General features: G+C 69.6%; 26 protein-coding genes. 15 read left to right on the top strand and 11 right to left on the bottom strand.

Annotated features, from left to right (window positions below):
* The first annotated feature begins 48 nt into the window (after positions 1-48).
* The 5 genes from AB0E56_RS05495 to AB0E56_RS05515 all read left to right on the top strand — a co-directional run bounded on the left by AB0E56_RS05495 (position 49) and on the right by AB0E56_RS05515 (position 5,286).
* Positions 49-1,272, top strand: a complete 1,224-nt coding sequence (locus tag AB0E56_RS05495; protein WP_359797268.1) for an ABC transporter substrate-binding protein — start codon at positions 49-51, stop codon at positions 1,270-1,272.
* Positions 1,273-1,371: 99 nt separating this feature from the next.
* Positions 1,372-2,229: a branched-chain amino acid ABC transporter permease gene (locus AB0E56_RS05500; protein ID WP_359797269.1), complete on the top strand. Its 858-nt coding sequence runs from the start codon at positions 1,372-1,374 to the stop codon at positions 2,227-2,229.
* 2 nt (positions 2,230-2,231) lie between these two features.
* A complete protein-coding gene (locus AB0E56_RS05505) occupies positions 2,232-4,049 on the top strand; it encodes a branched-chain amino acid ABC transporter ATP-binding protein/permease (RefSeq protein ID WP_359797271.1) in 1,818 nt (605 codons plus the stop codon).
* Positions 4,042-4,761 (top strand): ABC transporter ATP-binding protein, encoded by a 720-nt coding sequence (locus tag AB0E56_RS05510; protein WP_359797272.1) that lies wholly within the window; start codon positions 4,042-4,044, stop codon positions 4,759-4,761. The genes AB0E56_RS05505 and AB0E56_RS05510 overlap by 8 nt, the downstream gene beginning before the upstream one ends.
* Before the next feature lie 36 nt (positions 4,762-4,797).
* Positions 4,798-5,286: an ASCH domain-containing protein gene (locus AB0E56_RS05515; protein ID WP_359797274.1), complete on the top strand. Its 489-nt coding sequence runs from the start codon at positions 4,798-4,800 to the stop codon at positions 5,284-5,286.
* On the opposite strand, the gene AB0E56_RS05520 is transcribed toward AB0E56_RS05515, so the two are convergent.
* Genes AB0E56_RS05520 through AB0E56_RS05530 form a run of 3 tightly spaced genes read right to left on the bottom strand, consistent with a single transcriptional unit; the run spans position 5,256 to position 7,113 of the window.
* Positions 5,256-5,738, bottom strand: a complete 483-nt coding sequence (locus tag AB0E56_RS05520) for a nuclear transport factor 2 family protein (protein ID WP_359797276.1) — start codon at positions 5,736-5,738, stop codon at positions 5,256-5,258. The two genes, AB0E56_RS05515 and AB0E56_RS05520, sit on opposite strands and share 31 nt — an antisense overlap.
* Complete coding sequence (locus AB0E56_RS05525) at positions 5,735-6,283, bottom strand: nuclear transport factor 2 family protein (protein ID WP_359797278.1); 549 nt, start codon at positions 6,281-6,283, stop codon at positions 5,735-5,737. The genes AB0E56_RS05520 and AB0E56_RS05525 overlap by 4 nt, the downstream gene beginning before the upstream one ends.
* A complete protein-coding gene (locus AB0E56_RS05530) occupies positions 6,280-7,113 on the bottom strand; it encodes an SDR family NAD(P)-dependent oxidoreductase (protein ID WP_359797280.1) in 834 nt (277 codons plus the stop codon). Before AB0E56_RS05530 ends, AB0E56_RS05525 begins: the two co-directional genes overlap by 4 nt.
* A gap of 73 nt (positions 7,114-7,186) precedes the next feature.
* Between AB0E56_RS05530 and AB0E56_RS05535 the strand changes: the two genes are divergently transcribed.
* Together AB0E56_RS05535 and AB0E56_RS05540 are read left to right on the top strand one after the other, a co-directional pair.
* Complete coding sequence (locus tag AB0E56_RS05535; protein WP_359797282.1) at positions 7,187-8,005, top strand: SDR family oxidoreductase; 819 nt, start codon at positions 7,187-7,189, stop codon at positions 8,003-8,005.
* Entirely contained in the window at positions 8,002-9,222 is a 1,221-nt protein-coding gene (locus AB0E56_RS05540) for an acetyl-CoA C-acetyltransferase (RefSeq protein ID WP_359797283.1), read from the top strand. The genes AB0E56_RS05535 and AB0E56_RS05540 overlap by 4 nt, the downstream gene beginning before the upstream one ends.
* 139 nt (positions 9,223-9,361) lie before the next feature.
* Here AB0E56_RS05540 and AB0E56_RS05545 read toward each other — a convergent pair whose 3' ends face one another.
* Complete coding sequence (locus AB0E56_RS05545; RefSeq protein WP_359797285.1) at positions 9,362-10,963, bottom strand: AMP-binding protein; 1,602 nt, start codon at positions 10,961-10,963, stop codon at positions 9,362-9,364.
* Positions 10,964-11,073: 110 nt separating this feature from the next.
* Here AB0E56_RS05545 and AB0E56_RS05550 point away from each other — a divergent pair, with 110 nt between their 5' ends.
* The gene (locus AB0E56_RS05550) at positions 11,074-11,685 is read left to right on the top strand and encodes a TetR/AcrR family transcriptional regulator (RefSeq protein ID WP_359797287.1); all 612 of its coding nucleotides are present in this window, start codon (positions 11,074-11,076) and stop codon (positions 11,683-11,685) included.
* 28 nt (positions 11,686-11,713) lie between these two features.
* On the opposite strand, the gene AB0E56_RS05555 is transcribed toward AB0E56_RS05550, so the two are convergent.
* On the bottom strand, positions 11,714-12,490 hold the full coding sequence (locus AB0E56_RS05555; RefSeq protein ID WP_359797288.1) for a CoA-transferase: 777 nt from the start codon (positions 12,488-12,490) through the stop codon (positions 11,714-11,716).
* On the bottom strand, positions 12,487-13,353 hold the full coding sequence (locus AB0E56_RS05560) for a CoA-transferase (RefSeq protein WP_359797290.1): 867 nt from the start codon (positions 13,351-13,353) through the stop codon (positions 12,487-12,489). Before AB0E56_RS05560 ends, AB0E56_RS05555 begins: the two co-directional genes overlap by 4 nt.
* Positions 13,354-13,444: 91 nt before the next feature.
* Here AB0E56_RS05560 and AB0E56_RS05565 point away from each other — a divergent pair, with 91 nt between their 5' ends.
* Positions 13,445-14,167, top strand: a complete 723-nt coding sequence (locus AB0E56_RS05565) for an SDR family oxidoreductase (RefSeq protein ID WP_359797292.1) — start codon at positions 13,445-13,447, stop codon at positions 14,165-14,167.
* Positions 14,164-15,048, top strand: coding sequence for an aldo/keto reductase (locus AB0E56_RS05570; RefSeq protein WP_359797295.1), 885 nt, complete (start codon positions 14,164-14,166; stop codon positions 15,046-15,048). Before AB0E56_RS05565 ends, AB0E56_RS05570 begins: the two co-directional genes overlap by 4 nt.
* Here AB0E56_RS05570 and AB0E56_RS05575 read toward each other — a convergent pair.
* Positions 15,042-15,479, bottom strand: a complete 438-nt coding sequence (locus AB0E56_RS05575) for a VOC family protein (RefSeq protein WP_359797296.1) — start codon at positions 15,477-15,479, stop codon at positions 15,042-15,044. The genes AB0E56_RS05570 and AB0E56_RS05575 overlap by 7 nt on opposite strands.
* A gap of 53 nt (positions 15,480-15,532) precedes the next feature.
* Here AB0E56_RS05575 and AB0E56_RS05580 point away from each other — a divergent pair, with 53 nt between their 5' ends.
* From AB0E56_RS05580 to AB0E56_RS05590, 3 genes are read left to right on the top strand one after another with little or no spacing between them, the layout of a single operon-like run.
* The gene (locus AB0E56_RS05580) at positions 15,533-16,273 is read left to right on the top strand and encodes an SDR family oxidoreductase (protein ID WP_359797298.1); all 741 of its coding nucleotides are present in this window, start codon (positions 15,533-15,535) and stop codon (positions 16,271-16,273) included.
* Complete coding sequence (locus AB0E56_RS05585) at positions 16,273-16,890, top strand: gamma carbonic anhydrase family protein (protein WP_359797300.1); 618 nt, start codon at positions 16,273-16,275, stop codon at positions 16,888-16,890. The genes AB0E56_RS05580 and AB0E56_RS05585 overlap by 1 nt, the downstream gene beginning before the upstream one ends.
* Positions 16,887-17,327, top strand: a complete 441-nt coding sequence (locus AB0E56_RS05590) for a nuclear transport factor 2 family protein (protein WP_359797301.1) — start codon at positions 16,887-16,889, stop codon at positions 17,325-17,327. Before AB0E56_RS05585 ends, AB0E56_RS05590 begins: the two co-directional genes overlap by 4 nt.
* A 128-nt stretch (positions 17,328-17,455) precedes the next feature.
* On the opposite strand, the gene AB0E56_RS05595 is transcribed toward AB0E56_RS05590, so the two are convergent.
* Genes AB0E56_RS05595 through AB0E56_RS05610 form a run of 4 tightly spaced genes read right to left on the bottom strand, consistent with a single transcriptional unit; the run spans position 17,456 to position 21,559 of the window.
* Positions 17,456-18,565, bottom strand: a complete 1,110-nt coding sequence (locus tag AB0E56_RS05595; protein ID WP_359797303.1) for an acyl-CoA dehydrogenase family protein — start codon at positions 18,563-18,565, stop codon at positions 17,456-17,458.
* Entirely contained in the window at positions 18,565-19,530 is a 966-nt protein-coding gene (locus tag AB0E56_RS05600; protein WP_359797304.1) for an acyl-CoA dehydrogenase, read from the bottom strand. Before AB0E56_RS05600 ends, AB0E56_RS05595 begins: the two co-directional genes overlap by 1 nt.
* Positions 19,530-20,699 carry an acyl-CoA dehydrogenase family protein gene (locus tag AB0E56_RS05605; protein WP_359797305.1) on the bottom strand — a complete coding sequence of 390 codons (1,170 nt, stop codon included), beginning with the start codon at positions 20,697-20,699 and terminating at the stop codon, positions 19,530-19,532. Before AB0E56_RS05605 ends, AB0E56_RS05600 begins: the two co-directional genes overlap by 1 nt.
* Positions 20,696-21,559, bottom strand: a complete 864-nt coding sequence (locus AB0E56_RS05610; RefSeq protein ID WP_359797307.1) for an enoyl-CoA hydratase — start codon at positions 21,557-21,559, stop codon at positions 20,696-20,698. The genes AB0E56_RS05605 and AB0E56_RS05610 overlap by 4 nt, the downstream gene beginning before the upstream one ends.
* 106 nt (positions 21,560-21,665) lie before the next feature.
* Here AB0E56_RS05610 and AB0E56_RS05615 point away from each other — a divergent pair, with 106 nt between their 5' ends.
* Both AB0E56_RS05615 and AB0E56_RS05620 read left to right on the top strand, forming a co-directional pair.
* Entirely contained in the window at positions 21,666-22,832 is a 1,167-nt protein-coding gene (locus tag AB0E56_RS05615) for an acyl-CoA dehydrogenase family protein (RefSeq protein WP_359797308.1), read from the top strand.
* Positions 22,829-23,617, top strand: a complete 789-nt coding sequence (locus AB0E56_RS05620) for an SDR family oxidoreductase (protein ID WP_359797310.1) — start codon at positions 22,829-22,831, stop codon at positions 23,615-23,617. The genes AB0E56_RS05615 and AB0E56_RS05620 overlap by 4 nt, the downstream gene beginning before the upstream one ends.
* Positions 23,618-23,633: the final 16 nt, after the last annotated feature.

The raw sequence follows: 23,633 nt of genomic DNA on the forward strand, positions 1-23,633 counted from the left end.
TAAGCAAGCGTTTGGTCGCTCTAACTCAACGATGAGAGAGGTTCGGATATGCGGTTCAACAGACTCGCGGCAGTCGCCGCAGGGATCGTGGTCTCGACGGTGGTGCTCGCCGGTTGCGCCGGCGACGCGGAGGGGTCCGGCGACGGGGGCGACGGCGAAGGCGGCGACCCGATCAAGCTCGTGGTCCTCGGTGGCATGGGTGCCGAGGGGATCCTCGCGGACAACGCGACGACCGCCGTCACGGCGGCACTCGCCTCCGTCGACGCCGTGAACGACATGGGCGGGATCCTCGACCGCGAGGTCGAGATCACCCACCTCGAAGACAACGCCGACCCGACGGTCGCCGTCACCAAGCTCCGCGAATACATCGCCACCGAGGGCAAGCCCGACCTCGTGATGAACTCCGGTCCCTCGACGATCACCGAAGCCATGCTGCCGATCCTCACGCAGAACAAGATCGTGTCGTTCAACATCGGCCCCACCACAGGCTCGGGCGACCCCTCGGTCAACCCCTACAGCTTCGACCTCAGCGCTTCCGTTCCCGACTACCTCGGATCGTTCGTCGCCGAGATGGAGGACCGCGACTACGAGGACGTCGCCATCCTGCACGGCTCCAGCGCCTACGGCGAGCTTTTCGGCTCGCTCGGTGAGACCACGTTCGCCGACGCGGGCTTCACCGTGACGGGGAACGAGGGCTTCGATAACGCGGCGCTCGACATGACCGCGCAGCTGTCCGCCCTCCAGCAGGGCGACCCCGACGTCCTCGTGCTCGACGCCTACGGCGCCCCGCTCGGCTACGTGCTGCAGAGCCTCGAGAAGCTCGGCTGGGACGTCCCGGTGATGGGCAACTCCTCGGTCGCCGCGACCGGACTGATCGCCACGCCCGCCCCCGACGGCGTGCTCGGCACGGACCAGGTGAAGAACCTCACGATGCAGGTGTACTCCAGCACGCAGTACGACCCCGACGACACCAAGGTCAACGACGCGGTCGAGCGCATGCTCGCCGCGGGCGACATCAAGTCGTCGCTGATCCTCGCCTACAACTACGACTCGGCCCTGCTGTTCAAGGCCGCGGCGGAGAAGGCGGGCGGCGTCGACGACCCGGACGCCCTGGTGGCAGCCCTCATCGACCCCGAGGTGCAGAAGGCGGCCGAGACGGCCATCCTCGCGAACTACGCGTTCGAGGATGATGCACACAGCCCCCACGTGAGCCCCGACCAGTTCGCGTTCATCCCGCCGGGCGAGCTCGTCAACGGCCAGTTCCAGCCCTGACGGCAGCTGGCGCCGTGAACACCGCCGACGGCTCGGATCTCGATTCGGATCCGAGCCGTCGGCACACCAAGCCAAAGTGATGGAAGGAACCCGACCGCAATGACCATCATCTGGTCCGGCCTGGCTCTCGGTGCGATCTACGCACTGGTGGCGATCGGCTACAACATCGTCTTCCTCTCGCAGAAGACCTTCAACTTCGCCCAGGCGGCGCTCATGATGCTCGGGGCGTTCCTCGCGTACGTGGGCATCGTCGTCTGGGGTCTGCCGTGGTGGCTCGTCGCCATCGCCGCCGCCGTCATCGTCGGAGCCATCGCCGCCCTCGAGGAGCGCGTCGCGATCCGGCCCGTCAAAGACCCGCACAACCTGCTCGTCACCACCCTCGGCGCCTCGATCATCATGGAGGGTGTCGCCCAGGTGATCTGGGGCGGCGAGCCCAAGCGGGTGCCCTTCTTCATGGGCGACCAGGTTCTGGAGTTCCTCGGGGGGCGCGTCTACCCGGTCGAGCTCGCTCTGATCGTGCTGGTCATCGTCCTGGTCGTCGTGCTCACGCAGTACGCCAAACGGAGCATGACCGGCATCGCCCTGCTCGGCATGAGCGAGAATCGCGAAGCTGCTCAGCTGCGCGGTGTGAACGTGCGGCGCTTCGCCCTGATGGCGTTCATCTTCACCGGCATCCTCGCCGGATTCCTCGGGGTGTTCGTCGGGCCCAAGACCTACGCGGTGGCGACCCTCGGCGCGTCGCTGGCGCTCAAGGGCTTCGTGGTCCTCGCGATCGGCGGGTTCGGGTCGCTCGGCGGGGTGCTCGTCGGCGGTCTGATCGTGGGTCTCGCGGAGGCCCTCGCCACGCGCTACATCGGCGCGGACTACGCGGGCCTGACGGTCTTCTTCATCCTCATCGTGATCCTGATGGTCAAACCGACGGGACTCTTCACCCGTCGCGTGGAACGGACGGTGTGACCATGGCTGCTCTCTGGCTGAAACTGCGTGCCGTCCCCGGCTGGATCTGGCCCCTCGCGGTCGGCGTCGTGCTGCTCGCCCTCCCCTTCCTCGGTCTCGGCTATGCCGCGACACGGCAGATCGAGCTCACGCTCATCCTGGCGCTGATCGTGCTGGGCCTGAACCTCTCCCTCGGCTACGCCGGTGAACTCGCGATGGGGCAGGTCGCCATGTACGCGGCGGGCGCATACGCCGCGGGCCTCGCGAACAAGGCGGGTGTCACCGACATCTGGCTGCAGCTGCTCATCGGCGCGGCGGCCGCCCTGGTGATCGGACTCATCTCGGGCATCCCCGGTCTTCGCCTCGGCAGCTGGTCGCTCGCGATGACGTCGTTCTTCCTGATCCTGATCGTCCCCGACGTGCTGTCGATCTTCAAAGAGGAGACGGGCGGGCGCAACGGCCTGGCGGGCATCATGCCCGCCACCTCCTTCGGGCAGATGATCGACGGGCGCACCTACTACGTGATCATCGTGGGGGTCACGATCGTGGCGTTCGCGCTGATCCGCAACCTCGTGCTCTCCGGTCACGGCACCGCTCTCCGCGTGCTCAAGCAGAGCCCGGTCCTGGCGTCGTCGATGGGCATCTCGGTGTTCCGCGCCAAGCTCACCGCGTACGCGATCGGTGCGGTCCCCGCGGGCATCGCCGGCGTGCTGTTCGCCAACCTCGACCTGTTCATCTCGCCGGAGGCCTTCGCGTTCTCCTTCGCGATGACGGTGCTCGCGGCCTCGATCTTCGGCGGGTCCGCCAGCATCTACGGAGCTCTGATCGGCGCGGCCGTGCTGCAGTTCGGCATGAACCAGTCGACCAACTTCAGCAAGTTCGGCCTCATCATCTCGGGCGCCTTCCTCCTCATCGGCGGTGTGGCCTTCACCGGCGGACTGGCCGGGCTCCTGCGGAGCCTCCTGCGCAAGGCCGACAATGCGGCGAAGGCCAAGGTCGGGATGAAGCCGATCGAGGCGGCGCCCGCCGAGGTCGAGAAGCTCGACGGAGCCCTGCTGCGCACCGAAGGGGTCTCCAAGGCGTTCGGCGGCAACCAGGCGCTGTCGAAGGTGTCGATCGACGCGGCACCTGGTGCCGTGACGGCCATCATCGGTCCGAACGGCTCGGGCAAGACGACCCTGCTGAACATGATCTCCGGCTTCTACAAGACGGATGCCGGGACCATCGAGCTCGACGGCACGTCCATCCAGGGACTGTCGTCGTACCGGGTCGCCAGGGCGGGGGTGTCGCGCACCTTCCAGACGCCGAACATCCCCGAGAAGCTGACGGTGTTCGAGGCGGTGGAAGCGGGCAGGTACGCGACCGAGCGGCCGACCATCGTCGCCTCGGTGCTGCGTCTTCCGACGTTCTGGCGCACCCGCGCCGAGAACCGCGCCGCGGCGGAGCGGGCGCTCGCCCTCGTCGGCCTCAGCGCGCAGCGGGACGAGCCGGCGGACTCCCTGCCCCTGGGCAACCGGCGTCTGCTCGAAGTGGCCAGGAGCCTCGCCGCTTCGCCCAAGGTCGTGCTCCTCGACGAGGTCGCCTCCGGACTGGACGAGGACGAGCTCGAGGTCCTTGAGGGTCTGGTGATGCGGCTGCGCGACGCCGGGATGACGGTCATCCTGGTGGAGCACAACTTCCAGCTGGTGCTGCGCGTCGCCGATGACATCTACGTGCTCGCACAGGGCGCGGTCATGGCGCACGGCACACCGGAGCAGATCGAGAGCAACCCGCGTGTCATGGAGGAGTACCTCGGTGTCACGGCGGAGACCAACGCGGCAGGAGGCGGCGACCATGAGTGATGTGCTGCTGGAGGTGTCGGGCCTGCAGACCGGCTACGGCGACCTGACGGTGGTGCGCGACGTCTCGCTGACGGTGCGCACCGGCGAGATCACGGTGCTGCTCGGTCGCAACGGTGCCGGCAAGACGACCACGCTGCGGGCGATCACCGGACTGAACAAGGTGTCCGGTGGCACGGTCTCCTACCTCGGGGAACCGCTGGCGGATGCTCCGCACAAGCGTGTCGCGCGCGGCATCTCGTACGTGCAGGAGGGCAAGAAGGTCTTCCGCGAGCTCACGATCGAGCAGAACCTCATCCTCGGCGGATTCTCGCGCGGGATGGGCAAGCGCGCACTCGTGTCGGCCGCAGACGAGATCTACCAGCTCTTCCCGATCCTCGGGAGCAAGCGTGCCCTGCCTGCCGCGAGCATGTCGGGCGGGCAGCAGCAGATGCTCGCGATCGGCCAGGCGCTCATGGCGAAGCCGAAGCTGCTCATCCTCGACGAGCCGAGTCAGGGCCTGGCCCCCGTCATCGTGAAGGAGGTCATGGAGCGGGTGCACGAGCTCAAGGCCACCGGCATCGGCATCCTCCTGGTGGAGCAGGCGGTGCAGGAATCCGTCGCCATCGCCGACGAGGTCACGGTGATCGAGATGGGGCGCACGACCCTGGCCGGCGCCGCAGCCGATGTCTCGCTCGAAGATCTGCAGAAGGCGTACTTCGGCGCCGTCGCGTAGGCGGAGGACGGATGGTCGGTCGCCTACGCTGGATCGGTGACCGAGAACGCTGCGATCGAGACCTTCTGGCGCCAGGCGCTGGCGGCGCTGCCCGACCTGCCGGAGACCCTGCCGGAGGCGTGGGGCTTCGGGGCGATCCCGGAGCACGCGGATGAACTGCTGGCGCTCGTGCTCGACGGCGTGAAGACGGGCACGGCGTCATCGCTGTGGGACTACGACGCGACGGGCGATCCGCTTCCGGCCGCGGGCGATGTGAGCATCATCCTCGACGGCGCCGGCGTTCCTCGGGCCGTGATCGAGACGACCGCGATCGCGATCGTGCCCTTCGACGAAGTGAGCGCCGAGCACGCGTTCTCCGAGGGCGAGGGCGACCGCACGCTCGCGCACTGGCGTGAGGTGCACGAGCGGTACTGGCGGGAGCACTCCGAGAACCCTCGCGGCTTCGAGCCGGACATGCCGGTGGTGTGCGAGCGGTTCCGCCTGCTGCTTCCGGCTCAGCCCGGCAGCGCGGAGGCCGCCGGGTAGCCGAGCACCGTCGACTGCTCCCGGCTGAAGGCCGAGGTCACCCGGTGGGCGATGCGCCAGCGGCCGTCGACCCGACGGTACGACACGTCGTAGAAGCCCCGCATCGCCAGACGCGGAGCGCCTGCATCCTCGGCGTAGTCGCCGTGGAACTCCAGATGGATGCGGGCGGTCGCGGTGTCGCCGTCGAGCATGAGCTGCGGCAGATGCAGGAAGTGGATGCCGGCGAAGGCGGCGTCGCTGCAGAAGGCACGGAGGGCTGCACGCCCCTGCACGAACGTCACGGGCGCCGCTTCGCCGATCGGCCTCGACTGGTAGATGCCGTCCTCGGTGAAGAGGCTGCACCACGCGTCGCCGTCGCGCTCGTCGAACGACCGCGCGTACGAGGCCTCCAGGTCGATGATCTCGAGGCGGTCCTCGAGTGCCTGCAGGCGCTGCTCGATGCTGCGGGTCATGGTCGCTCCATTCGTTCGAGGGGGTGCGCGGTCGCCGCTCGACGCACGCGGTCGCGGCATGCGGTCGAGGGATCGTCTGGTCCGCGTCGGCCGCGCGGCCCCTCACCTTCCGGCTCGCGCAGACGCCCGGCATCCGACCGCGTCCATTCCCGCACGGCTGTCCGCTCGACGATGCGCCAGCCGTCGGGCTCTCTGCGCATATGGTCGAGGTAGCGGAAGCCGCTCGTGAAGTTGAGGCTCTCGTCGGTCGATGGCCGCCCCCAATGCACAGCGGTGCCGTAGGTCTCGGCGAAGGCGTGGTCGCCGAACAGCTCGACCCGGTGGTTGCCGACGATGTGCATGGTGCCGTCGAACACGGCCGTGCGTTCGCGGAGCCAGGCGACGTAGTCGTCGGCCGTTCCCGAGAAGCCGGTGTGGTGGTCGACCCCATCGCGCGCGTAGACGCCGCGGACGATCAGGTAGTCGGCGCGATCGACGGCCGAGCAGTAGCGCAGCACGAGGTCATGGATCTCCTGACGGTCGGAGAGCTCGCCGAGCGAGTTCATGCCTGATCCGGCATATTCGTCCACCCGCGCCCTGATGCCTTGCCGTACCAGCCCGATGCCGCGAGCGTCCCTCCGTCGACGGGGATCGTGTGACCGGTGATGAACGCGGCGTCCGGTGAGGCGAGGAAAGCCACGACCCCCGCGTAGTCCTCCGGCCGTCCGAATCGTCCGGCCGGGAGCCAGGAGCGCAGCAGGGCGGGGTCGCGACCGCCCAGCATCAGATCCGCCGGCGTCTGCGGAGTGTCGGCGAGGTCGGGGGCGATCGCGTTGACACGGACACCGGAGGGACCGACTTCGACGGCGAGGCTCTTCGTGAAGGCGGACACGCCGGCGTTGTATGCCGAGTAGACGGCGTTGCCCGGGATGCCGCGGAACGCCTCGACGGTCGAGACGTTGACGATGCTCCCGCCACCGGCGGCGATCATCCCGGGCAGCAGTGCGCGGGTCACGGTGAACACGTGCCACAGGTTGAGCTCGTGCAGGCGGCGCCACTGTTCCGGCGGGCTCTTCCCGAAGAACGACTTCGCCGGTCGGAAGTCGCCGACGTTGTTGACGAGCACGTCCGCGTGGCCCTGTTCACGCTCGACGAGGGCCGCAAGCCGGTCGACCGTCTCGTCCTGGGTGATGTCGCCGACCAGGACAGTGCAGCGTCCGCCGGCCGTCTCGATCTCGCCGGAGGTCGCGGCAGCGGCATCCGCATCGATGTCCACGAGGACGACGTGGTCTCCGTCTGCGGCGAGACGACGGCTGATCCCGCCGCCGATGCCGAGCGCGCCGCCGGTGACGACGACCGTGCGCGGATGCCCTGGAGAAACATCATCGTGACTCATGCGACTAACCTAGCATTTGGTTGGTAGCATGGACAGGTCGGTGCATCGGAGCACCGCTCACGGAGGAGGCGGAGTGAGCCTGGTCATGGATTTCGCGGGCAAGGTCGTCGCGGTCACCGGCGGGTCCCGCGGCGTCGGGCGCGGCGTGGTCGAGGCGTTCCTCGACGCCGGGGCAGAGGTGGAGTTCTGCGGCCGAGCCGAGCCGGAGACCCTTCCCTCGCGCGATGGCCGCACCGCATCCTTCCGCCCCGTCGATGTGAGAGACGCCGCGCAGAACCAGGCGTGGATCGACGGCATCGTGAATCGACGGGGCCGCCTCGACGTCCTCGTCAACAACGTCGGCGGCTCGCCGTTCGGTCGCTTCGAGGCCGGGTCTCCCCGCTACTTCCAGGCCATCACCGAGATCAACTTCCTGTCGGCCGCTGTCGCGACCAGAGCCGCATTCGAGCCGCTGCGCGCCCACCGGGGAAGTGTGATCAACATCACCTCGATCAGCGCGCGGCGACCCAGCCCCGGCACGGCCGTGTACGGGGCCGCGAAGGCTGCGCTCGAGAGTCTGACCCGCAGTCTCGCCGTCGAGTGGGCGCCGGAGATCCGCGTCAATGCGGTCAGCAGCGGACTCGTGCACACCGAGAGCGCGGTGGACCACTACGGCACCCCCGAGCAGTACGCCGAGATCGCGCGCACGATCCCGCGCGGTCGTCTCGCCTCACCGCAGGAGCTCGGCGCCGTGTGCGTGATGCTCGCCTCTCCCTTCTCCGCGCACGTCACCGGCGCCGTCGTCCCTGTGGACGGCGGTGGCGAATGGCCCGCCTTCCTCACCCACACCCCGAACGCGGACATCGTGCAGCAGGCCGATCGTCTCGACATCACCGAAGGAAACCCCTCATGACCGAAGCCGTCATCGTCTCCGCCGTGCGTTCGCCCATCGGGCGCGCGTTCAAGGGCAGCCTGAAGGACATGCGCGGCGACGACCTCGCGACGCAGATGGTGCGGGCGGCGGTCGACGCGGTGCCGGGCCTCGACCCGAACGAGATCGTCGACCTGATGGTGGGATGCGCACAGCCCGCGGGCCAGCAGGGGTACAACATCGGGCGGATGCTGGCGCTGCAGCTCGGCTGGGATGCGGTGCCGGGGACGACGGTCAATCGCTACTGCGCGTCGTCGCTGCAGACCACACGGATGGCGTTCCACGCGATCAAGGCCGGCGAGGGCGACGTGTTCGTCTCCGCCGGGGTCGAGGCCGTGTCGCAGTTCGCGTCAGGAAAGTCGGACGGCATGCCCGACACCAAGAATCCGCGGTGGGCCGATGCCGCCGCGCGCACGGCGCGGGAGGCGCAGGACCCCGACTTCGTGTGGTCGGATCCGCTCGAGCGCGGCGAGCTGGAGGACATCTACATCGCGATGGGGGAGACCGCCGAGAACGTGGCCTCGTTCCGCGGAGTGTCGCGCCGAGAGCAGGACGAGTGGGCGGTGCTCAGCCAGAACCGCGCCGAAGCCGCGGCCGCGAGGGGCTTCTGGGAGACGGACATCACCCCGGTGCGCCTCGGCGACGGCACGCTCGTGACGAAGGACGACGGGCCGCGAGCGGGTGTGACCCTGGAAGGCATCAGCGGCATGCAGCCGGTGTTCCGTCCGCACGGGACCGTGACCGCCGCGAACTGCTGCCCGCTCAACGACGGCGCCGCCGCACTCGTGATCATGAGCGACACCCGGGCCGCGGAGCTCGGCCTGACCCCGCTCGCGCGTGTCGTGTCGACGGGGGTGTCCGCGCTGTCGGCCGAGATCATGGGCCTCGGCCCTGTGCAGGCCGTCGAGCGCGCGCTGGCGTACGCCCGCATGTCGATCGGCGACATCGACATCCTGGAGATCAACGAGGCCTTCGCGGCACAGGTCATCCCCTCGATCGCCGACATCGGCATCGACCCCGAGCGCGTCAACGTCAACGGAGGTGCGATCGCCCTCGGACACCCCTACGGCATGACCGGCGCCCGCATCACGACCACCGCGATCAACGCCCTCCGCGAGCGCGATGAGCAGTTTGCCGTCGAGACCATGTGCACCGCGGGCGGCCAGGGCATGGCGATGGTGCTCGAGCGCCTGAGCTGACCCCCGCCCCGCCCCCGCCCCGCCCCAGCCGAGTGCACGGGTTCGCGCCGAGTACACGGGATGCCTGCGCCGATAAGCCGTGCGCTCGACACGATGCCGTGCGCTCGGCATCGATGGGGAGGGGGAGGAGGGAAGGGGGTCAGGCGTGGGCGCGGAGCTCCGACTTCAGGATCTTGCCGGTCGCGTTGCGGGGGAAGTCCTCGACGAAGACGAACTCGCGGGGCACCTTGAAGTTCGCCAGGTGCGTGCGGCAGAAGGCCTCGAGGTCGGCGGCGTCCGGACGAGGGTCGGCGTTGTGCAGCAGCAGGACGTAGGCGCGGCCGACCGTGCCGAGGCGCTCGTCGTCCACCCCGATCACGGCGGACTCGTTGACGGCCGGATGCTTGCGCAGAGCGTTCTCGACCTCGGCGGGATACACGTTGAAGCCGCCGACGATGAACATGTCCTTGAGACGGTCGGTGATCTTGAGGCAGCCGTGCTCGTCGAGGCGTCCGACATCGCCGGTGTGGAACCAGCCGTCCGCGTCGAGCACCGCGTCGGTCGCGGCCTGATCCTCGAAATAGCCGAGCATGACGTTGGGGCCGCGCAGCAGGATCTCGCCATCGGTGTCGAGCCCGGCATCGTTCCCGTCTTCGTCGACGACCCGGATCTCGACGCCCTCGACGGCCGGGCCGGTGGTCTGCGCGGTGTGCTCGAGCGATTCGCCGGATCGGGAGAGGGTGGCGACGACGCACTCGGTGAGTCCGTAGGCCTGGGCCACGGTCTCGAAACCGAGCACGTTCACCATGTCGTGGAAGAGCGTGGCCGGTGCGGCGGTGGCCCCGGCGATCGCGAACCGCAGCGACGACAGGTCGTACTCCCCGAGGCGGGGGTGGTCGAGCAGCGAAGTGAAGATCGTGGGCACGCCGGGGAGGACGCTGATGCGCGCCGACTGCACGAGCTCGAGCACCCGGTCGACGTCGAACACCGCGAGCGGGTAGATCGTGCACCCTCCCATCAGCGAGGCGATCATTCCCGCCTTGTAGCCGAAGCCGTGGAAGAACGGGTTGACCACGGCGTAACGGTCTTCTGGCGTCAGTCGCGCTCCGAGACCCCACGCCCTGGCGACGGAGAGGGTCTGCCGGTGCGCGCTGAGCACCCCCTTCGGGACGCCGGTCGTGCCGGAGGTGAAGAGCACGTCCATGATGTCGTCCGGCGTCACCGCAGCGGCCGCCGCCGACACCAGGTTCTCGTCGATCGTCTCGCCGGCGGCGAGGAAGTCGGTCCAGCAGAGGACTCCGGCGTCTCGTGTCTCGTCGAGCGTCACGACGGTTCGCAGGTGCGGCAGCCCCTGAATGGTCGACCCGTCGGTGACGCGTTCGGCCGCAGCCGTGCGGAGCGCCGCGCTGTAGGACTTGCCGAGGAACCCGTCGGCGAGCACCAACGCGGTGGCGCGGGAGCGGGCGAGGATCTCGGCGGCCTCGTGTCCCGTGTAGCGGGTGTTCAGGGGCACGACCGCGATGCCGACGAGCTGCGCGCCGAGCATCGCGAGGATGAACTCGTGCCGGTTGGGGGCCCAGAGACCGATGCGGTCCCCCGGTCGTACTCCCTGCGCGAGGTATGCCCTGGCGACGGAACGCACACGGTCGTGCAGGTCGGCGTAGCTGATGACGGTCTCGCCGTCGACGATGGCGGGATGATCGCCCAGAGTCTCCACCTCCGCGAGGAGGGCGGGCACTGTCGTCGCTTCCGAGACTGTCATGGTCGTCCTTTCCAATATCATGCGTACACTCCGAGAGGGTGTTTCGGGAAAACAGTTCTGTGCGACACACTGAGCAAGCGCTTGTGAATTTTTTCGGTGAAGGAGCAGTGATGGCAACGACCAGAAGCGGGGGCCGCCAGGAGCAGAGCTCCGAGCGACGGGATCAGATCATCTCGATCGCCGCTCGGCTCATCGCCAAGCGCGGATACTCCGCGACGACGGTCCGCGACATCGCCGATGAGGCGGGCATCCTCTCCGGCAGTCTGTACCACCACTTCTCCTCGAAGGAGGCGATCCTCCAGGAGATCCTGCGCAGCTTCATGACGGGACTGCTCGGACGTTTCGAGGAGATCGTCGCCGAAGGCGGCAGCCCGCGTGACATCCTCGACAAGCTCATCGCGCACGCCTTCGCGACCATCGAGAGCCAGCCCGACGCGGTCGGTCTCTACCAGAACGAGCTGTCGTTCCTCGCTCGTCAGCCCGGCTTCGAGTTCCTCGGCGAGAACAGCGAGCGCATCGAGGCGCTCTGGCTCTCGCAGATCACCGAGGGGCAGAAGGTCGGGGTGTTCCGCGACTCGATCGACGCTCCGATCGCCTATCGGTTCATCCGCGACGCGGTGTGGTCGACGGTCGCCTGGTACCGACCCGGCCGCGGTCACACGGCGACGAGCCTGACCGACAACTTCCTGGATCTGCTGCACAAGGGCCTCCTCGCCGACTGAGTGCACCGGGGACGGGACGGAGGGTCCGTCAGTCCGCGACCTCTCGGCTGCGGGTGCCGCGCGGGTCGAGCACCTCGCGGATCAACCGCAGCTCTTCCGCGTCGGGAGTCCGCGTGAGCGGAGCATCCGTCGCGTCGAGCGCGAATCCGGTGCTGTCGGTCACGGTCTGCGGATCGACCCCGGGGTGGACCGACAGCACGGTGACGATGCCGTCGGCGCCGTAACCGAGTACGGCGAGGTTCGTCACGATCACACCGAGGTGATGGTGCGGGAGGCCGGCCTCGCGCGCGCGGTCGTTGCCGACTCCCGAGACCATGTCGACCGCCTCGACGAAGACGCGGGTGCTGTGCCGAGCGACCCAGTAGTCCACGCGGTGGTTGGCGGTGTTGCCCGGTGCGCCGCGCACGCCGATGAGCTGACGGGTGGGGCGTGCCCAGTCGCCGATGAGCGAGATGTTCTGGTTGCCGAACCGGTCGATCTGGCTGGCGCCCATCATGCTCTGGCGTCGGCCGGTGGCGACGATGTCGAAGACGCGACGGAACGGCGCCCATCCTTCGATCGCGGGGGCCGCAGCGGCGGGGTCGCCCGGCATCGGAGGATCGGAGAGGAAGAAGGCCTCGCCGTCGCTGAGCACGATCTCGGGGGCGGTGGTGAGTTTCGCCAGGCGGGCGCCGAGGGCGGGGATGATGCCGACCGCGTGCGCGAGGATCTCGCCCGAGTCGCGGTAGGTGTCGGCGCAGGCCGCGATGCAGACCTCCGCGGTGCTGGCACCGAGCGTTGTCTCGGGGGTGGCGACGCTGGTCATGACTCTCCTCGATCGGCGTGGAACTGGGCGACGGCCGCGCGATAACCGGCCTCGTCGGTCTGCAGGAACGTGCGCTCGAACTCCGCCCAGGCGCTCGGATCCTTCGCGGCGGCGACGTAGTGCTTCTGGAAGACCTCGTCGCGTTCGTAGTCGGGAGCGCAGGTGGTGAAGTGGGCTCCCCCCGGAGCCTCGACGACCGCGGAGGCGTAGATGCGGCTGAACAGCAGCGTGTGGAACGAGCCCTCGTCGAGCAGCGCCGAGGTCGGGATCACCTTCTCGGCCGACACGATGGTGCGCGTCGCGGCCATGGCGAACAGGTCGTCGAAGTAGGGGTCCGGTCCGAGGTACTGCGCGTTGCCCTGCGCATCGGCGCGGTTCACATGCACGAGCGCGACGTCGAGGGGAAGGGCAGGCATGGCGACGTACTGCGCGTCGGAGTAGGGCGATGCCACCGTGCGCAGTCGCGGGTTCGCCGGCAGCACGTCCGACCCCAGGCCGGCGAGGATGGGGAGGAAGTCGAGGCGAGAGGCCGCGGCGCGGAGGCCGGTGACGAACATGCCCTCGTCGTACTCCTCGATCTCGAGGTCGCCGCGTTCGCGTGCCCGGGTGAAGAGCGGGTCGAGCGGGATGCTGTCGAGCGACACGAACCCGTAGACGAGGCGGCGGATGCGGCCGGCGGCTGCGAGCAGCCCGACGTCGGGTCCCCCGAAGGCCACCACGGTGAGGTCGGTGAGGTCGCGCCGCAGGACCTCGCGCACGAGGGCCATGGGCTTGCGTCGCGAGCCCCAGCCGCCGATGCCGATCGTCATCCCGCTCTCGATGGTGGCGACCGCCTCCTCGATGCTCACCCGCTTGTCCGACATCCCCGCTCCTTCGCGCGACCCGCGCTGACCTAGCGCTTGTTTGGGAATCACAGTAGCATGCCCAGAAGGACGACCAGCAAGGGAGCTGCGCATGACCGCAGAGTCGATCGCCGACCACGTCGTGGTGACCGGAGGAGCGAGTGGAATCGGCGATGCGGTGGTCGCGCAGCTGCTCGACCGGAGTATCGCCGTGACCGTGTTCGACCTGCGGCCGAGCGCAAGAGCCGGGGTGACCACCCGCATCGTCGACCTGCGCGACGAGGGCGCGGTGGAGGATGCGATGGCCGAGACCTGGGCCGACGCGCCGGTGGGGGGACTCGTGGCCTGCCATGGTGTGCGCGGCGCGTATGTTCCGGCGCTCGAGATCGACCTCGACCAGCTGCGCCTGCTGTTCGACGTGCACGTGGTGGGTGCGCTCGCGGTCTCGCGGGCGCTCGTGCGCCGCCTCGATGCCGCGCCGGCCTCGATCGTGCTGGTGTCGTCGACCACCGCATACCGCGGGTGGGCCAACCAGACCGACTACGGGCCGGCCAAGGCCGCCGAACGTCAGCTGATGGAGAACCTCGCGATCGAATGGGCGCCCCGCGGCGTGCGCGTCAACGCGGTCGCCCCCGGACACACGCTGACCCCGATGGTGCAGGACATGGTGGACCACGGGTACGACCTCGCGGCGGTCGAGCAGCGCACCCCGCGCGGGCGCCTCGCCGACCCCGACGAGATCGCGGCCGCGATCGTGTGGATGCTGCGCGACGCCACCCACGTGATCGGACAGTGCCTGCCGGTGGACGGCGGCTGGACGGCCGTCGGACGATGATGCCGACCCGCGCGCTCGGCGACCTCGAGGTCTCGGCGCTGGGCATGGGCGCGATGACCCTGACCCAGGTGCCGGGTGTGGACTCCGTTCGCGGCATCCGCGCCGTGCACGCCGCGGTGGACGCCGGCATCACCCTGTTCGACACCGCCGACTCGTATGGACCGTCGGGCGAGATGGGCGTGAACGAGCGGGCGCTCGTCGAGGCGCTCCGACGGCATCCGTCCGCGCTCGATCGGGTGGTCATCGCCACGAAAGGCGGTCACACCCGAGGTCCGGCAGCGACCTGGTGGGTCGACGGCTCTCCGGGGCACCTCGCCGCCGCGGCCAGGGCTTCGGCGCAGCGCCTCGGGCTCGATGCCCTCCCGCTGTATCAGCACCACCGCCCCGACGTGAAGGTGCCGTTCGCGGAGTCGATGGGGGCGATGCGGCAGCTGGTCGACGAGGGGATCGTGGTCCGCGTCGGCGTCTCGAACGTCGATGCCGCCCAACTCGACACGGCGATCCGGGTGGTCGGCGATGCCCTGGTCAGCGTGCAGAACGAGTATTCGCTGCTCGAGCGCTCGAGCGATCCCGTGCTGCAGCTCTGTGAGGCGCACGGCCTGGCCTTCCTGGCGTGGGGTCCCTTCGGCGGCATGCGTGCGGCCAAGGGGCTCGGCACGTCGTCGTCGTCTGTCGCCCTCGTCGCCGAGCGGCACGGGGTGAGCCCGCAGCAGGTCGTGCTCGCCTGGCTGCTCCGACGCTCGCCCGTGCTGATCCCGATCCCGGGTGCGAGTCGGCCGGAGAGCGTGCGGGACTCGGCCGCCGCGCTCGGCCTGGTGCTCGACGACGACGATCTGCGTCTGCTCGATGCCGTGGCCGCGCCGGCGGTGAGTGCTCAGTGAGGCTCTTGCAGCAGTTCCACCCGCACGTCGTCGGGGCCTCGCACGTAGACGTAGCGGTAACCGTCGAGCGGCCCGGCCGTGGCCGTCATCGTCTGCGACAGGGGTTCGTAGCCGAGCGCCGCCAGTCGGGCGAGACTCGCCTCGATGTCGGGCACGACCACGGCAGGATGCGCGGCCCCGGTATGACCGTTGTCCGGGTCGATGCGGGGGTTGTCGGCGCCCTGGTACTCGGCGAGTTCCAGGAAGACTCCGTCGTCGAGGCGGATGAACGTGAGCAGGATCTCGACTCCGCGATAGCCGGTGGCGGCCTCGACCGCGGGGCCGCTCTTCGACAGGGGACCGATGACGTCGCCGCCGGTCGCCGCCGCGTAGAACGCGGTCGCTGCGGCCGTGTCGCTCACCGTGATGCCGATGTGGTGGAGCCGTGGCATCCTCACTCCTTGTCAAACTAGCGCTTGTTCGATAACTATCCCGGAGGACACCCATGAATGCAACGCCCGTCATCGACCTCACCGGCCGGGTCGCCGTGATCACCGGAGCAGCCGGCGGTCAGGGCCGCTCGCACGCGGCCCTGTTCCACGCGCTCGGCGCGAACCTCGTGCTCACCGATCTCGACGGAGCTGCCGTCGTCGACGTCGCTGCGGAGTTCGGCGACCGCGCCATCGGACTCGCCCACGACGTCTCGTCGGCTGAGGCCTGGGCGCAGGTGGCGGCTGCGGCGGAGGAGAAGTTCGGGCACGTCGACGTGCTCGTCAACAATGCCGGATTCTGTCCGGAGGGACCCCTGGCCGAGACGACGGAGCGCGTCATCCGCCTCACGCTCGATGTGAACCTGATCGGCCCGATGCTGGGGGTGCAGGCGATGCTGCCCCTCATGGGGGACGGCGCGTCGATCGTGAACATCGCCTCCACCGCCGGTGTCGCGGGGTACGCGAACCGCGTTCCGTACTCCGCCTCGAAATGGGGCCTGCGGGGGGTGTCCCGCGCTCTCGCCCGCGAGTTCGCGGGCACGGGCATCCGCGTGAACACGGTGTGCCCTGGAGCGGTGGACACGCCCATGATCAGCGAAGACGCCAGGGCGGGCGTCGGCTTCATCTCCCGCATCCCCATCCCGCGCGCCGGACGCCCGGAGGAGATCTCGAACCTCGTGGCCTACCTCGCCAGCTCTGCCAGCAGCTACTGCACCGGCCAGGACTTCATCATCGACGGCGGGCAGGTCGCCTGATGCCGAGCTACGCCTTCGACGGCGTCGTGCCCGTGGTCGATCCGACCGCGTTCGTGCACGAGACCGCGAGCCTGATCGGAGACGTCATCATCGGCCCCGGGTGCTACATCGGCCCGTTCGCGAGCCTCCGCGGCGACTTCGGACGGATCGTCGTGGGGGAGGGGGCGAACGTGCAGGACTCGTGCGTCGTCCATGCCTTCCCCGGTGCCGATGCCGTGCTCGAGCCGAACAGTCACGTCGGCCACGGGGTCGTGCTGCACGGCTGCCGGATCGGGTCGTTCGCCCTGATCGGCATCGGCTCGACGGTGCTCGACGGTGCGGAGATCGGCGCGGACTGCCTGGTCGGCGCCGGAGCCGTCGTGACGGCGGGCACGGTGGTCCCTCCGGGCTCGAAGGTGCTCGGTGCCCCGGCGAGAGTGGTCGGCGCCCTCGATGAGCAGGCGCTGGCGTGGAAGCGCAACGGGGTGCGGATCTATCAGGAACTCGCCCGGCGCAGTCGGGAGACCCTGCGCCGGGTCGAACCCCTGGTCGCGGTGGAGCCGGACCGCCGGCGTACCTCCTGGCCGCCGGATGCCGCGACCCCGCTGCACCGACAGCGCGCCGAGGGCGCATCGTGAACGAGGGCTTCGACGACTGGGTCGCGATCACGCGAACGATCTCCCGGTACGGGCGCTACGCCGACCAGCGGCGCTCCGCCGACATGGCCGACCTGTTCACGGTCGACGGGCGGATGCTGATGTTCCGACCGCGCGCCGTGGAGCCCGCCGAGTCGCCCCAGGGGCGTGAGCAGCTGATCGCGGCGTTCGACGCGCTCGCCGCCTTCGTGGCCACCAGCCATGTGCTCTCCCCGAGCGACATCGAGATCGAGGGCGACACGGCACGGGCGCACACCTACTGCATGTCGCATCACATCAGGGAGACCTCGGAAGGCCGGGTGCGGTTCACGCTCGCCGATCGCTACAACGACGCGCTCGTCCGTGTCGGCCAGGACTGGCTCTTCCGGGAGCGCCGCAAGTACACCGACTGGACCGAGACGTCGCTGCTGCGGCGCTGACCGATCACCGGCGACGGAGGTCGGTCTGAGTCCGTGACCTCCGAGGAACGCGTGCTCACCGTCGTCGTCGTGCATGCCGGGCACCGTCGTGACGTGTACGAGCGCTGAGCCGCGCTGAACCGATCCGCTCAGCCGTGAGCGAGAGCCCAGTCCGCCGCGCGCTCGCGCTCTTCCCCGGCGGTGCCGAAGAGCTGCCCCAGGGCATGAGCGCGCTTGAAGATCAGGTGCGCGTCGTGCTCCCACGTGATGGCGATGCCGCCGTGCAGCTGGATCATCTCCGCCGCGACGTGCTCCAGCGCCTCGGAGCAGGTGGCCTTCGCGATCGCGGCCAGTTCGAACCGGTCGCGGGCGCCCGAGGCGAGGGCGTCGGATGCGGCGCGCGACGCGGTCCGGGCCACTTCGACCCGCACGTGCATGTCGGCGAGGCGATGCTTGATGGCTTGGAACGAGCCGATCGTGCGTCCGAACTGCACGCGCTGCTTCGCGTATGCCACGGTCTCGTCGAGGGCTCGGGTGGCCGTCCCCGCCTGCACCGCGCTGACCGCGGCGAGGGCGAGCGCGCGCACCGTCTCCAGCACGGTCGGATCGGCGGCCCCGAGCGGGCGAGCCTGCACCGCGTCGAAGTGCACAGTCGTCAGGCGGAGGGTCTGATCCATGGTCGCGGTGTCCTCGCGGCGCACGGCGGACACGTCCTGCACCTCGAACAGGCGAGGGCCCTCGGGTGACGAGGCGATCACGAGCAGCACGTCGGCGGAGGCGCCGTCGAGCACGAAGCCGCTCGTCCCGCTGAGGGTCCAGCCGTCGCGGTTCTCGGCGCGCACGCCCATCCGCTCCGGGGCGAAGCGCCCGTCGGGGGCCGCCCAGGCCAAGGCGGCCGACGACGATCCCTCAGCGATGCCGGGCAGCAGTCGTGCGGCGGCCTCGGCGTCGCCGCTCGCGAGGACCGCCTGCGCGGCGATGGCGACGGAGCCGAGGTAGGGCGACGGGGCGAGGGAGGCGCCGATCTCCTCGAGCACCAGCTGTGCCTCTCGCAGCGTGAATCCGGCGCCGCCGAACTCCTCGGGGATGGCCATGCCGGCGATCCCGATCTCTTCGCACAGCAGGCGCCACAGGTCGACGTCGAAGCGCTCGTCGGTGTCGAGTGCGCGACGCGTCGCCGCGCTGTCGGCGCGCTGGTCCAGGACTCCGCGCACGAGCGCGACGAGCTCCCGCTGGTCCTCATCGGGGTCGAATGACATCACCGCTCCTTCGTGAGGATGTCGCGGGCGATCCGCGCCCGGTGGAAGTCGGGTGTGCCCCAGGCCGCAGACAGCGCGGGCGCGAGGCCGAGCCAGATGCGGAGCGTGTGCTCGGCGGTGTAGCCGATCGCGCCGTGCACCTGGAGAGAAACGCGGGCGGCCAGCAGGGCGGCGTCGCCCGCCGCGACCTTCGCTGCGGAGATCGCGCGGTCCTCGTCGGGCTCGTCGACGCGGAGGGCGGCGTTCCAGACGAGCGGGCGCGCGAAGCTCAGGGCGATGCGCACATCGGCGAGCTGGTGCTTGAGCGCCTGGAATTCGCCGATCGGGCGGCCGAACTGCTCGCGCACCTTGGCGTAGGACACCGCTTCCTCCAGCAGCCGCTCACCGACGCCGACGAGCGTGGCCGCCGCAGCGAGCGCGGCCTCGTTCAGCGCCGCGTCCAGCGCGCCGGGTTCGAGGGGCGTCGCGTCGCCGCGCGGGGTCAGGCGTGCGAGGCGCCGGGTGGGCGCGACCGAGGTCAGCTCATCGGCGAGGTCGCCCCGATGAAGTGCTCCGTCTCGCACGAGGTAGCGCCTGCTCGCGAGAGCCGCATCGAGCGCCGCGGGGGCGACCTCGTCGACCGCAGCCGTGGCGATCGCACCCGCGGCGAGTTCGCCGCGCGTGTCATCGTCGACGAGTCCGGGCAGCAGGGCGACGGTCTCGAGGTAGGGGCCGGGCACACCGTGGTAGCCGAGGCGCTCGAACACCACGACGAGATCGCTCACCGTGCCCCCGAAGCCGCCTGCCCCCTCGCTCACCCGCAGACCGAGCAGGCCGAGCTCGGCGAACTGCTCCCAGAGGGCGAGCCCCGGCGCGGTGTCGCCGTCGGCCCAGCTGCGCGCGATGTCCGCGCCGCCCGACCCTTCGACGATCTCGTCGATCGCCTCAGCGAAGGCGACCTGTTCTTCCGTGGGCAGGAACCGCATCATGCACGCCTTCCGTCTCCGCCGCGGGGGAGTCCGAGGATCCGCTCCGCGATGATGTTGCGCTGGACCTCGTTCGTCCCCGCGTAGATGGGGCCGGCGAGCGAGAACTGATAGTCGTCGACCCAGCGGCCCCCGTCGACGGCCGTGGCCCCGCGCAGTTCGCCCTCGGGGCCGAGGATGCGCAGCGCCGTCTCGTGGATGTGCACGTCGAGCTCCGACCAGAAGACCTTGTTGACGCTGCCCTCGGCGCCGACCGATCCGCCTTCGAGCAGGGTGCTGACCGTCTGCCAGGTGAAGAGCCGATAGGCCTCTGCGCCGATCCAGGCATCGACGACCGCGGAGTCCTCGCTGTCGCGACCCGACCCCGACTGCAGGGCGATCAGCCGATCCGTCGCGGCGAGGAAGCGCCCAGGAGCGCGGAGCGAGAGTCCACGCTCGTTGCCGGCGGTGCTCATGGCCACCCGCCAGCCGTCGCCCGGGGCGCCGAGCACGTCGTCATCGGGGACGAACACGTCGTCGAAGAAGATCTCGGCGAACCCGGTGGTGCCGTCGAGCTGGGCGATCGCCCGCACCGTGATGCCCTCCGCATCCATCGGGAACAGGAAGTACGTGAGCCCATGGTGCCGCTGCGCCTCGGGGTCGGAGCGGAACAGTCCGAAACCGCGGTCTGCCCAGACGGCTCTGGAACTCCAGATCTTCTGACCGTTGAGCACCCATCCGCCGCGGGCGTCGTCGCGGCGCGCGGTGCTGCGGATCGCGGCCAGGTCGCTGCCGGCGCCCGGCTCCGACCAGGCTTGCGCCCAGATCAGCGAGCCATCGGTCATGGGGCCGAGGAACCGTTCGTGCTGCTCCGGGGTGCCGTGCTCGAAAAGGATGGGCGCGAGCAGCGAGATGCCGTTCTGGGCGACGCGGGTCGGAGCGCCGGCGCGGTAGTACTCCTCTTCGAACAGCACCCACTCGGTGATGCCGACGTCGCGCCCGCCGTACTGCTCGGGCCAGGAGACGACCGACCAGCGGCCGGACGCGAGCGTCGCCTCCCATTCGCGGTGGGCGGCGAATCCCCCCTCGGTGTCCATCGACGGCAGCGGTGTGGCCGGGACGTGCTGCGCGAGCCAGGCGCGTGCCTCCGCGGCGAACGCCTCCTGCTCCGGGGTCAGATCGAGGTTCACTGCGCGGCCCCCTTCGTATCGGCCTTGATGGAGCGCACGTCGACTCCGCCGAGGGAGTCGCCGCCCACTTCGGCGTTGTGCGCGTGCGCGGCGTGGTGCAGGCCGAACACCGAGTCCATGCCGGCCCGCATGCCCTGGAGGTCTTCCGCCTGGTTGACGGCCTTCTTCGCCAGGGCGAGTCCGAGGCGCGGCATCCGGCCGATGCGGTCGGCGAGCTCGAGGGTCCGCTGCTCCAGCTCGTCGAGGGGCACGACGTGATTCACCATGCCGAGCTCGTGCGCGCGGGCAGCGGGCATCCGGTCCCCGGTGTACAGCATCTCCTTGGCCGCGCGGGGGTTGGTCACCCAGGGATGGGCGAAGTACTCGACGCCGGGTATGCCCATCGCCACGACGGGGTCCTGGAAGAAGGCGTCGTCTGCCGCGACGATGAAGTCGCACGACCAGGCGAGCATGAGTCCTCCGGCGATGCAGGCGCCCTGCACCATCGCGATCACCGGTTTGGGGATCTCGCGCCACCGGCGGCACATCCCGAGGTACACCTCGGACTCGCGGGCGAACCGGGAGTCGACGCCCTGCGCGCCGACATGGTCCCACCAGATCACGGCCTTGCGCTCGAAGCTCTCGTCGATGTCGCGTTCCGGAGTCCCGATGTCGTGGCCGGCGCAGAAGTGCTTCCCGTTGCCGCCGAGCACGATGACCTTGACCGTCTCGTCGTCGACCGCCCGGGTGAAGGCCGCGTCGAGCGCATAGGTGACCTTCGAGTTCTGCGCGTTGCGATACTGGGGGCGGTTCAACCTGACGATCGCGGTCGACCCCCGCACTTCGTAGGTCACCACGGCATCGGCGGATTCGACGGGCATGACGGGTTCCTCTCTGAACTCCAGCATCAAACCAAACAATCGCTTGGTTTCCTTGATACTATACGTGAACGGCATGCCGAAGACCACGACTCGATGAGGAGCACAGATGGACGCGACGCAGCACGACGCGGATGAACGCTTCCGCGCCGAGATCCGCGGCTGGCTGGAGGAGAACCTCGCCGGTCGCTTCGCCGCGCTGCGGGGACGCGGGGGCTCCGGACGCGAGCACGAGGACTTCGAGGCGCGGCTGGAGTGGAACCGTCACATGGCTGCCGCCGGATGGACCTGCGTGGCCTGGCCCGTCGAGCACGGGGGTCGCGGACTCAGCATCGCCCAGCAGGTCATCTTCCACGAGGAATACGCCAGGGCGGACGCTCCGGCCAGGGTGAACCATCTCGGCGAGGAGCTGCTCGGGCCGACGCTCATCGCCCACGGCACCCCCGAGCAGAGGGCACGCTTCCTCCCCGGCATCATCGCCGTCGAAGAGCTCTGGTGCCAGGGGTACTCCGAGCCGGGTGCGGGTTCCGACCTCGCCGCCGTGTCGACGAGGGCGCACCGCGTCGGCGACGAGTGGTCGATCTCCGGGCAGAAGGTGTGGACCTCTCTCGCCCAGCACGCCGACTGGTGCTTCGTGATCGCCCGCACCGAGCCGGGGTCCACCCGTCACCGCGGACTGTCGTACCTGCTCGTCCCGATGGCCCAGCCCGGCGTCGAGGTGCGGCCGATCCTGCAGCTCACGGCGACCAGCGAGTTCAACGAGGTGTTCTTCGACGACGCCCGCACCGACGCCGATCTCGTGGTCGGCGCCGAGGGCGACGGCTTCAAGGTCGCGATGGCGACGCTGGGCTTCGAGCGCGGAGTGTCGACCCTGGCCCAGCAGATCGCCTTCCGACGCGAGCTGGATGCCGTGATCGACACGGCCACGCGCACCGGAGCGATCGACGACGCCGTGCTCCGCGACCGGCTGGTTCGGGCGCGCATGGAGCTCGAGGTGATCCGCCAGCACGCGCTGCGCACGCTCGGCGGCGCGCAGGGTGACGGCGCCTCGGTGACGAAGCTGCTGTGGTCGAACTGGCATCGCTCGCTCGGCGAACTCGCGATGGACGTCTCCGGCCCCGCATCGCTCCTGGTCGGGCCGGACTACGCGCTCGACGACCTGCAGACCCTGTTCCTGTTCAGCCGAGCCGACACCATCTACGGCGGCTCGGATGAGATCCAGCGCAACGTCATCGCCGAGCGTGTGCTCGGCCTACCCCGAGAGGCCCGTCCATGAGCTCCACCACCCCCGAGTACGTTTCCGGCCACGGCCTTCTGACCGGGAAGCGCGTCGTCATCACCGCGGCCGCCGGAGCAGGAATCGGGCAGGCCGCCGCAGTCCGCTGTCTTGAGGAGGGCGCCGCACTGGTCGTGCTCGGCGACACGCATGCAGGTCGGCTGGAGCAGACGCAGCAGGAGCTGGGCGCGCGCTTCGGCGCCGACCGGGTGCGCACCGCCGTGTGCGACGTGACGGTCGAGGAGCAGATCACCGCGTTCCTCGATCTGGCCGAAGACGGCGGTCCGATCGACGTGATGATCAACAACGCCGGCCTCGGCGGCTCCGTCTCGATCCTCGACATGACGGATGAGCAGTGGGGGATCGTGCTCGACGTGACGCTGACCGGCACGTTCCGCTGCATCCGCGCCGTCGGGCGTCGCATGGTCGCTGCGGGCACCGCGGGCGTGATCGTGAACAACGCCTCGGTCATCGGCTGGCGCGCCCAGGTCGAACAGGCCCACTACGCCGCGGCCAAAGCCGGCGTGATGGCGCTCACCCGCAGCGCAGCGATGGACCTCGCCCCGCATGGCATACGCGTCAACGCGGTCTCGCCGAGTCTGGCGATGCACCCGTTCCTCGAGAAGGTCACGACGCCCGAACTGCTCGAGGAGCTCAAGGCCCGAGAGGCCTTCGGCCGGGCGGCGGAACCCTGGGAGGTCGCCAACGTCATGGTGTTCCTCGCCAGCGCATACTCCTCTTATATGACCGGCGAGGTCGTCGCCGTCAGCAGTCAGCACGCGTGAGATCAGGAAGAAGGAA

The organism is Microbacterium sp. NPDC028030 (assembly GCF_040637855.1).
GTDB lineage: Bacteria > Actinomycetota > Actinomycetes > Actinomycetales > Microbacteriaceae > Microbacterium.

Excerpts from the sequence above, each read along its gene's own strand:
- AB0E56_RS05495 (WP_359797268.1), top strand. The coding sequence starts at position 49 with ATGCGGTTCAACAGACTCGCGGCAGTCGCCGCAGGGATCGTGGTCTCG.
- AB0E56_RS05500 (WP_359797269.1), top strand. The coding sequence starts at position 1,372 with ATGACCATCATCTGGTCCGGCCTGGCTCTCGGTGCGATCTACGCACTG.
- AB0E56_RS05505 (WP_359797271.1), top strand. The coding sequence starts at position 2,232 with ATGGCTGCTCTCTGGCTGAAACTGCGTGCCGTCCCCGGCTGGATCTGG.
- AB0E56_RS05510 (WP_359797272.1), top strand. The coding sequence starts at position 4,042 with ATGAGTGATGTGCTGCTGGAGGTGTCGGGCCTGCAGACCGGCTACGGC.
- AB0E56_RS05520 (WP_359797276.1), bottom strand. The coding sequence starts at position 5,738 with ATGACCCGCAGCATCGAGCAGCGCCTGCAGGCACTCGAGGACCGCCTC.
- AB0E56_RS05525 (WP_359797278.1), bottom strand. The coding sequence starts at position 6,283 with ATGAACTCGCTCGGCGAGCTCTCCGACCGTCAGGAGATCCATGACCTC.
- AB0E56_RS05530 (WP_359797280.1), bottom strand. The coding sequence starts at position 7,113 with ATGAGTCACGATGATGTTTCTCCAGGGCATCCGCGCACGGTCGTCGTC.
- AB0E56_RS05540 (WP_359797283.1), top strand. The coding sequence starts at position 8,002 with ATGACCGAAGCCGTCATCGTCTCCGCCGTGCGTTCGCCCATCGGGCGC.
- AB0E56_RS05545 (WP_359797285.1), bottom strand. The coding sequence starts at position 10,963 with ATGACAGTCTCGGAAGCGACGACAGTGCCCGCCCTCCTCGCGGAGGTG.
- AB0E56_RS05550 (WP_359797287.1), top strand. The coding sequence starts at position 11,074 with ATGGCAACGACCAGAAGCGGGGGCCGCCAGGAGCAGAGCTCCGAGCGA.
- AB0E56_RS05555 (WP_359797288.1), bottom strand. The coding sequence starts at position 12,490 with ATGACCAGCGTCGCCACCCCCGAGACAACGCTCGGTGCCAGCACCGCG.
- AB0E56_RS05560 (WP_359797290.1), bottom strand. The coding sequence starts at position 13,353 with ATGTCGGACAAGCGGGTGAGCATCGAGGAGGCGGTCGCCACCATCGAG.
- AB0E56_RS05565 (WP_359797292.1), top strand. The coding sequence starts at position 13,445 with ATGACCGCAGAGTCGATCGCCGACCACGTCGTGGTGACCGGAGGAGCG.
- AB0E56_RS05570 (WP_359797295.1), top strand. The coding sequence starts at position 14,164 with ATGATGCCGACCCGCGCGCTCGGCGACCTCGAGGTCTCGGCGCTGGGC.
- AB0E56_RS05575 (WP_359797296.1), bottom strand. The coding sequence starts at position 15,479 with ATGCCACGGCTCCACCACATCGGCATCACGGTGAGCGACACGGCCGCA.
- AB0E56_RS05580 (WP_359797298.1), top strand. The coding sequence starts at position 15,533 with ATGAATGCAACGCCCGTCATCGACCTCACCGGCCGGGTCGCCGTGATC.
- AB0E56_RS05585 (WP_359797300.1), top strand. The coding sequence starts at position 16,273 with ATGCCGAGCTACGCCTTCGACGGCGTCGTGCCCGTGGTCGATCCGACC.
- AB0E56_RS05595 (WP_359797303.1), bottom strand. The coding sequence starts at position 18,565 with ATGTCATTCGACCCCGATGAGGACCAGCGGGAGCTCGTCGCGCTCGTG.
- AB0E56_RS05600 (WP_359797304.1), bottom strand. The coding sequence starts at position 19,530 with ATGCGGTTCCTGCCCACGGAAGAACAGGTCGCCTTCGCTGAGGCGATC.
- AB0E56_RS05610 (WP_359797307.1), bottom strand. The coding sequence starts at position 21,559 with ATGCCCGTCGAATCCGCCGATGCCGTGGTGACCTACGAAGTGCGGGGG.
- AB0E56_RS05615 (WP_359797308.1), top strand. The coding sequence starts at position 21,666 with ATGGACGCGACGCAGCACGACGCGGATGAACGCTTCCGCGCCGAGATC.
- AB0E56_RS05620 (WP_359797310.1), top strand. The coding sequence starts at position 22,829 with ATGAGCTCCACCACCCCCGAGTACGTTTCCGGCCACGGCCTTCTGACC.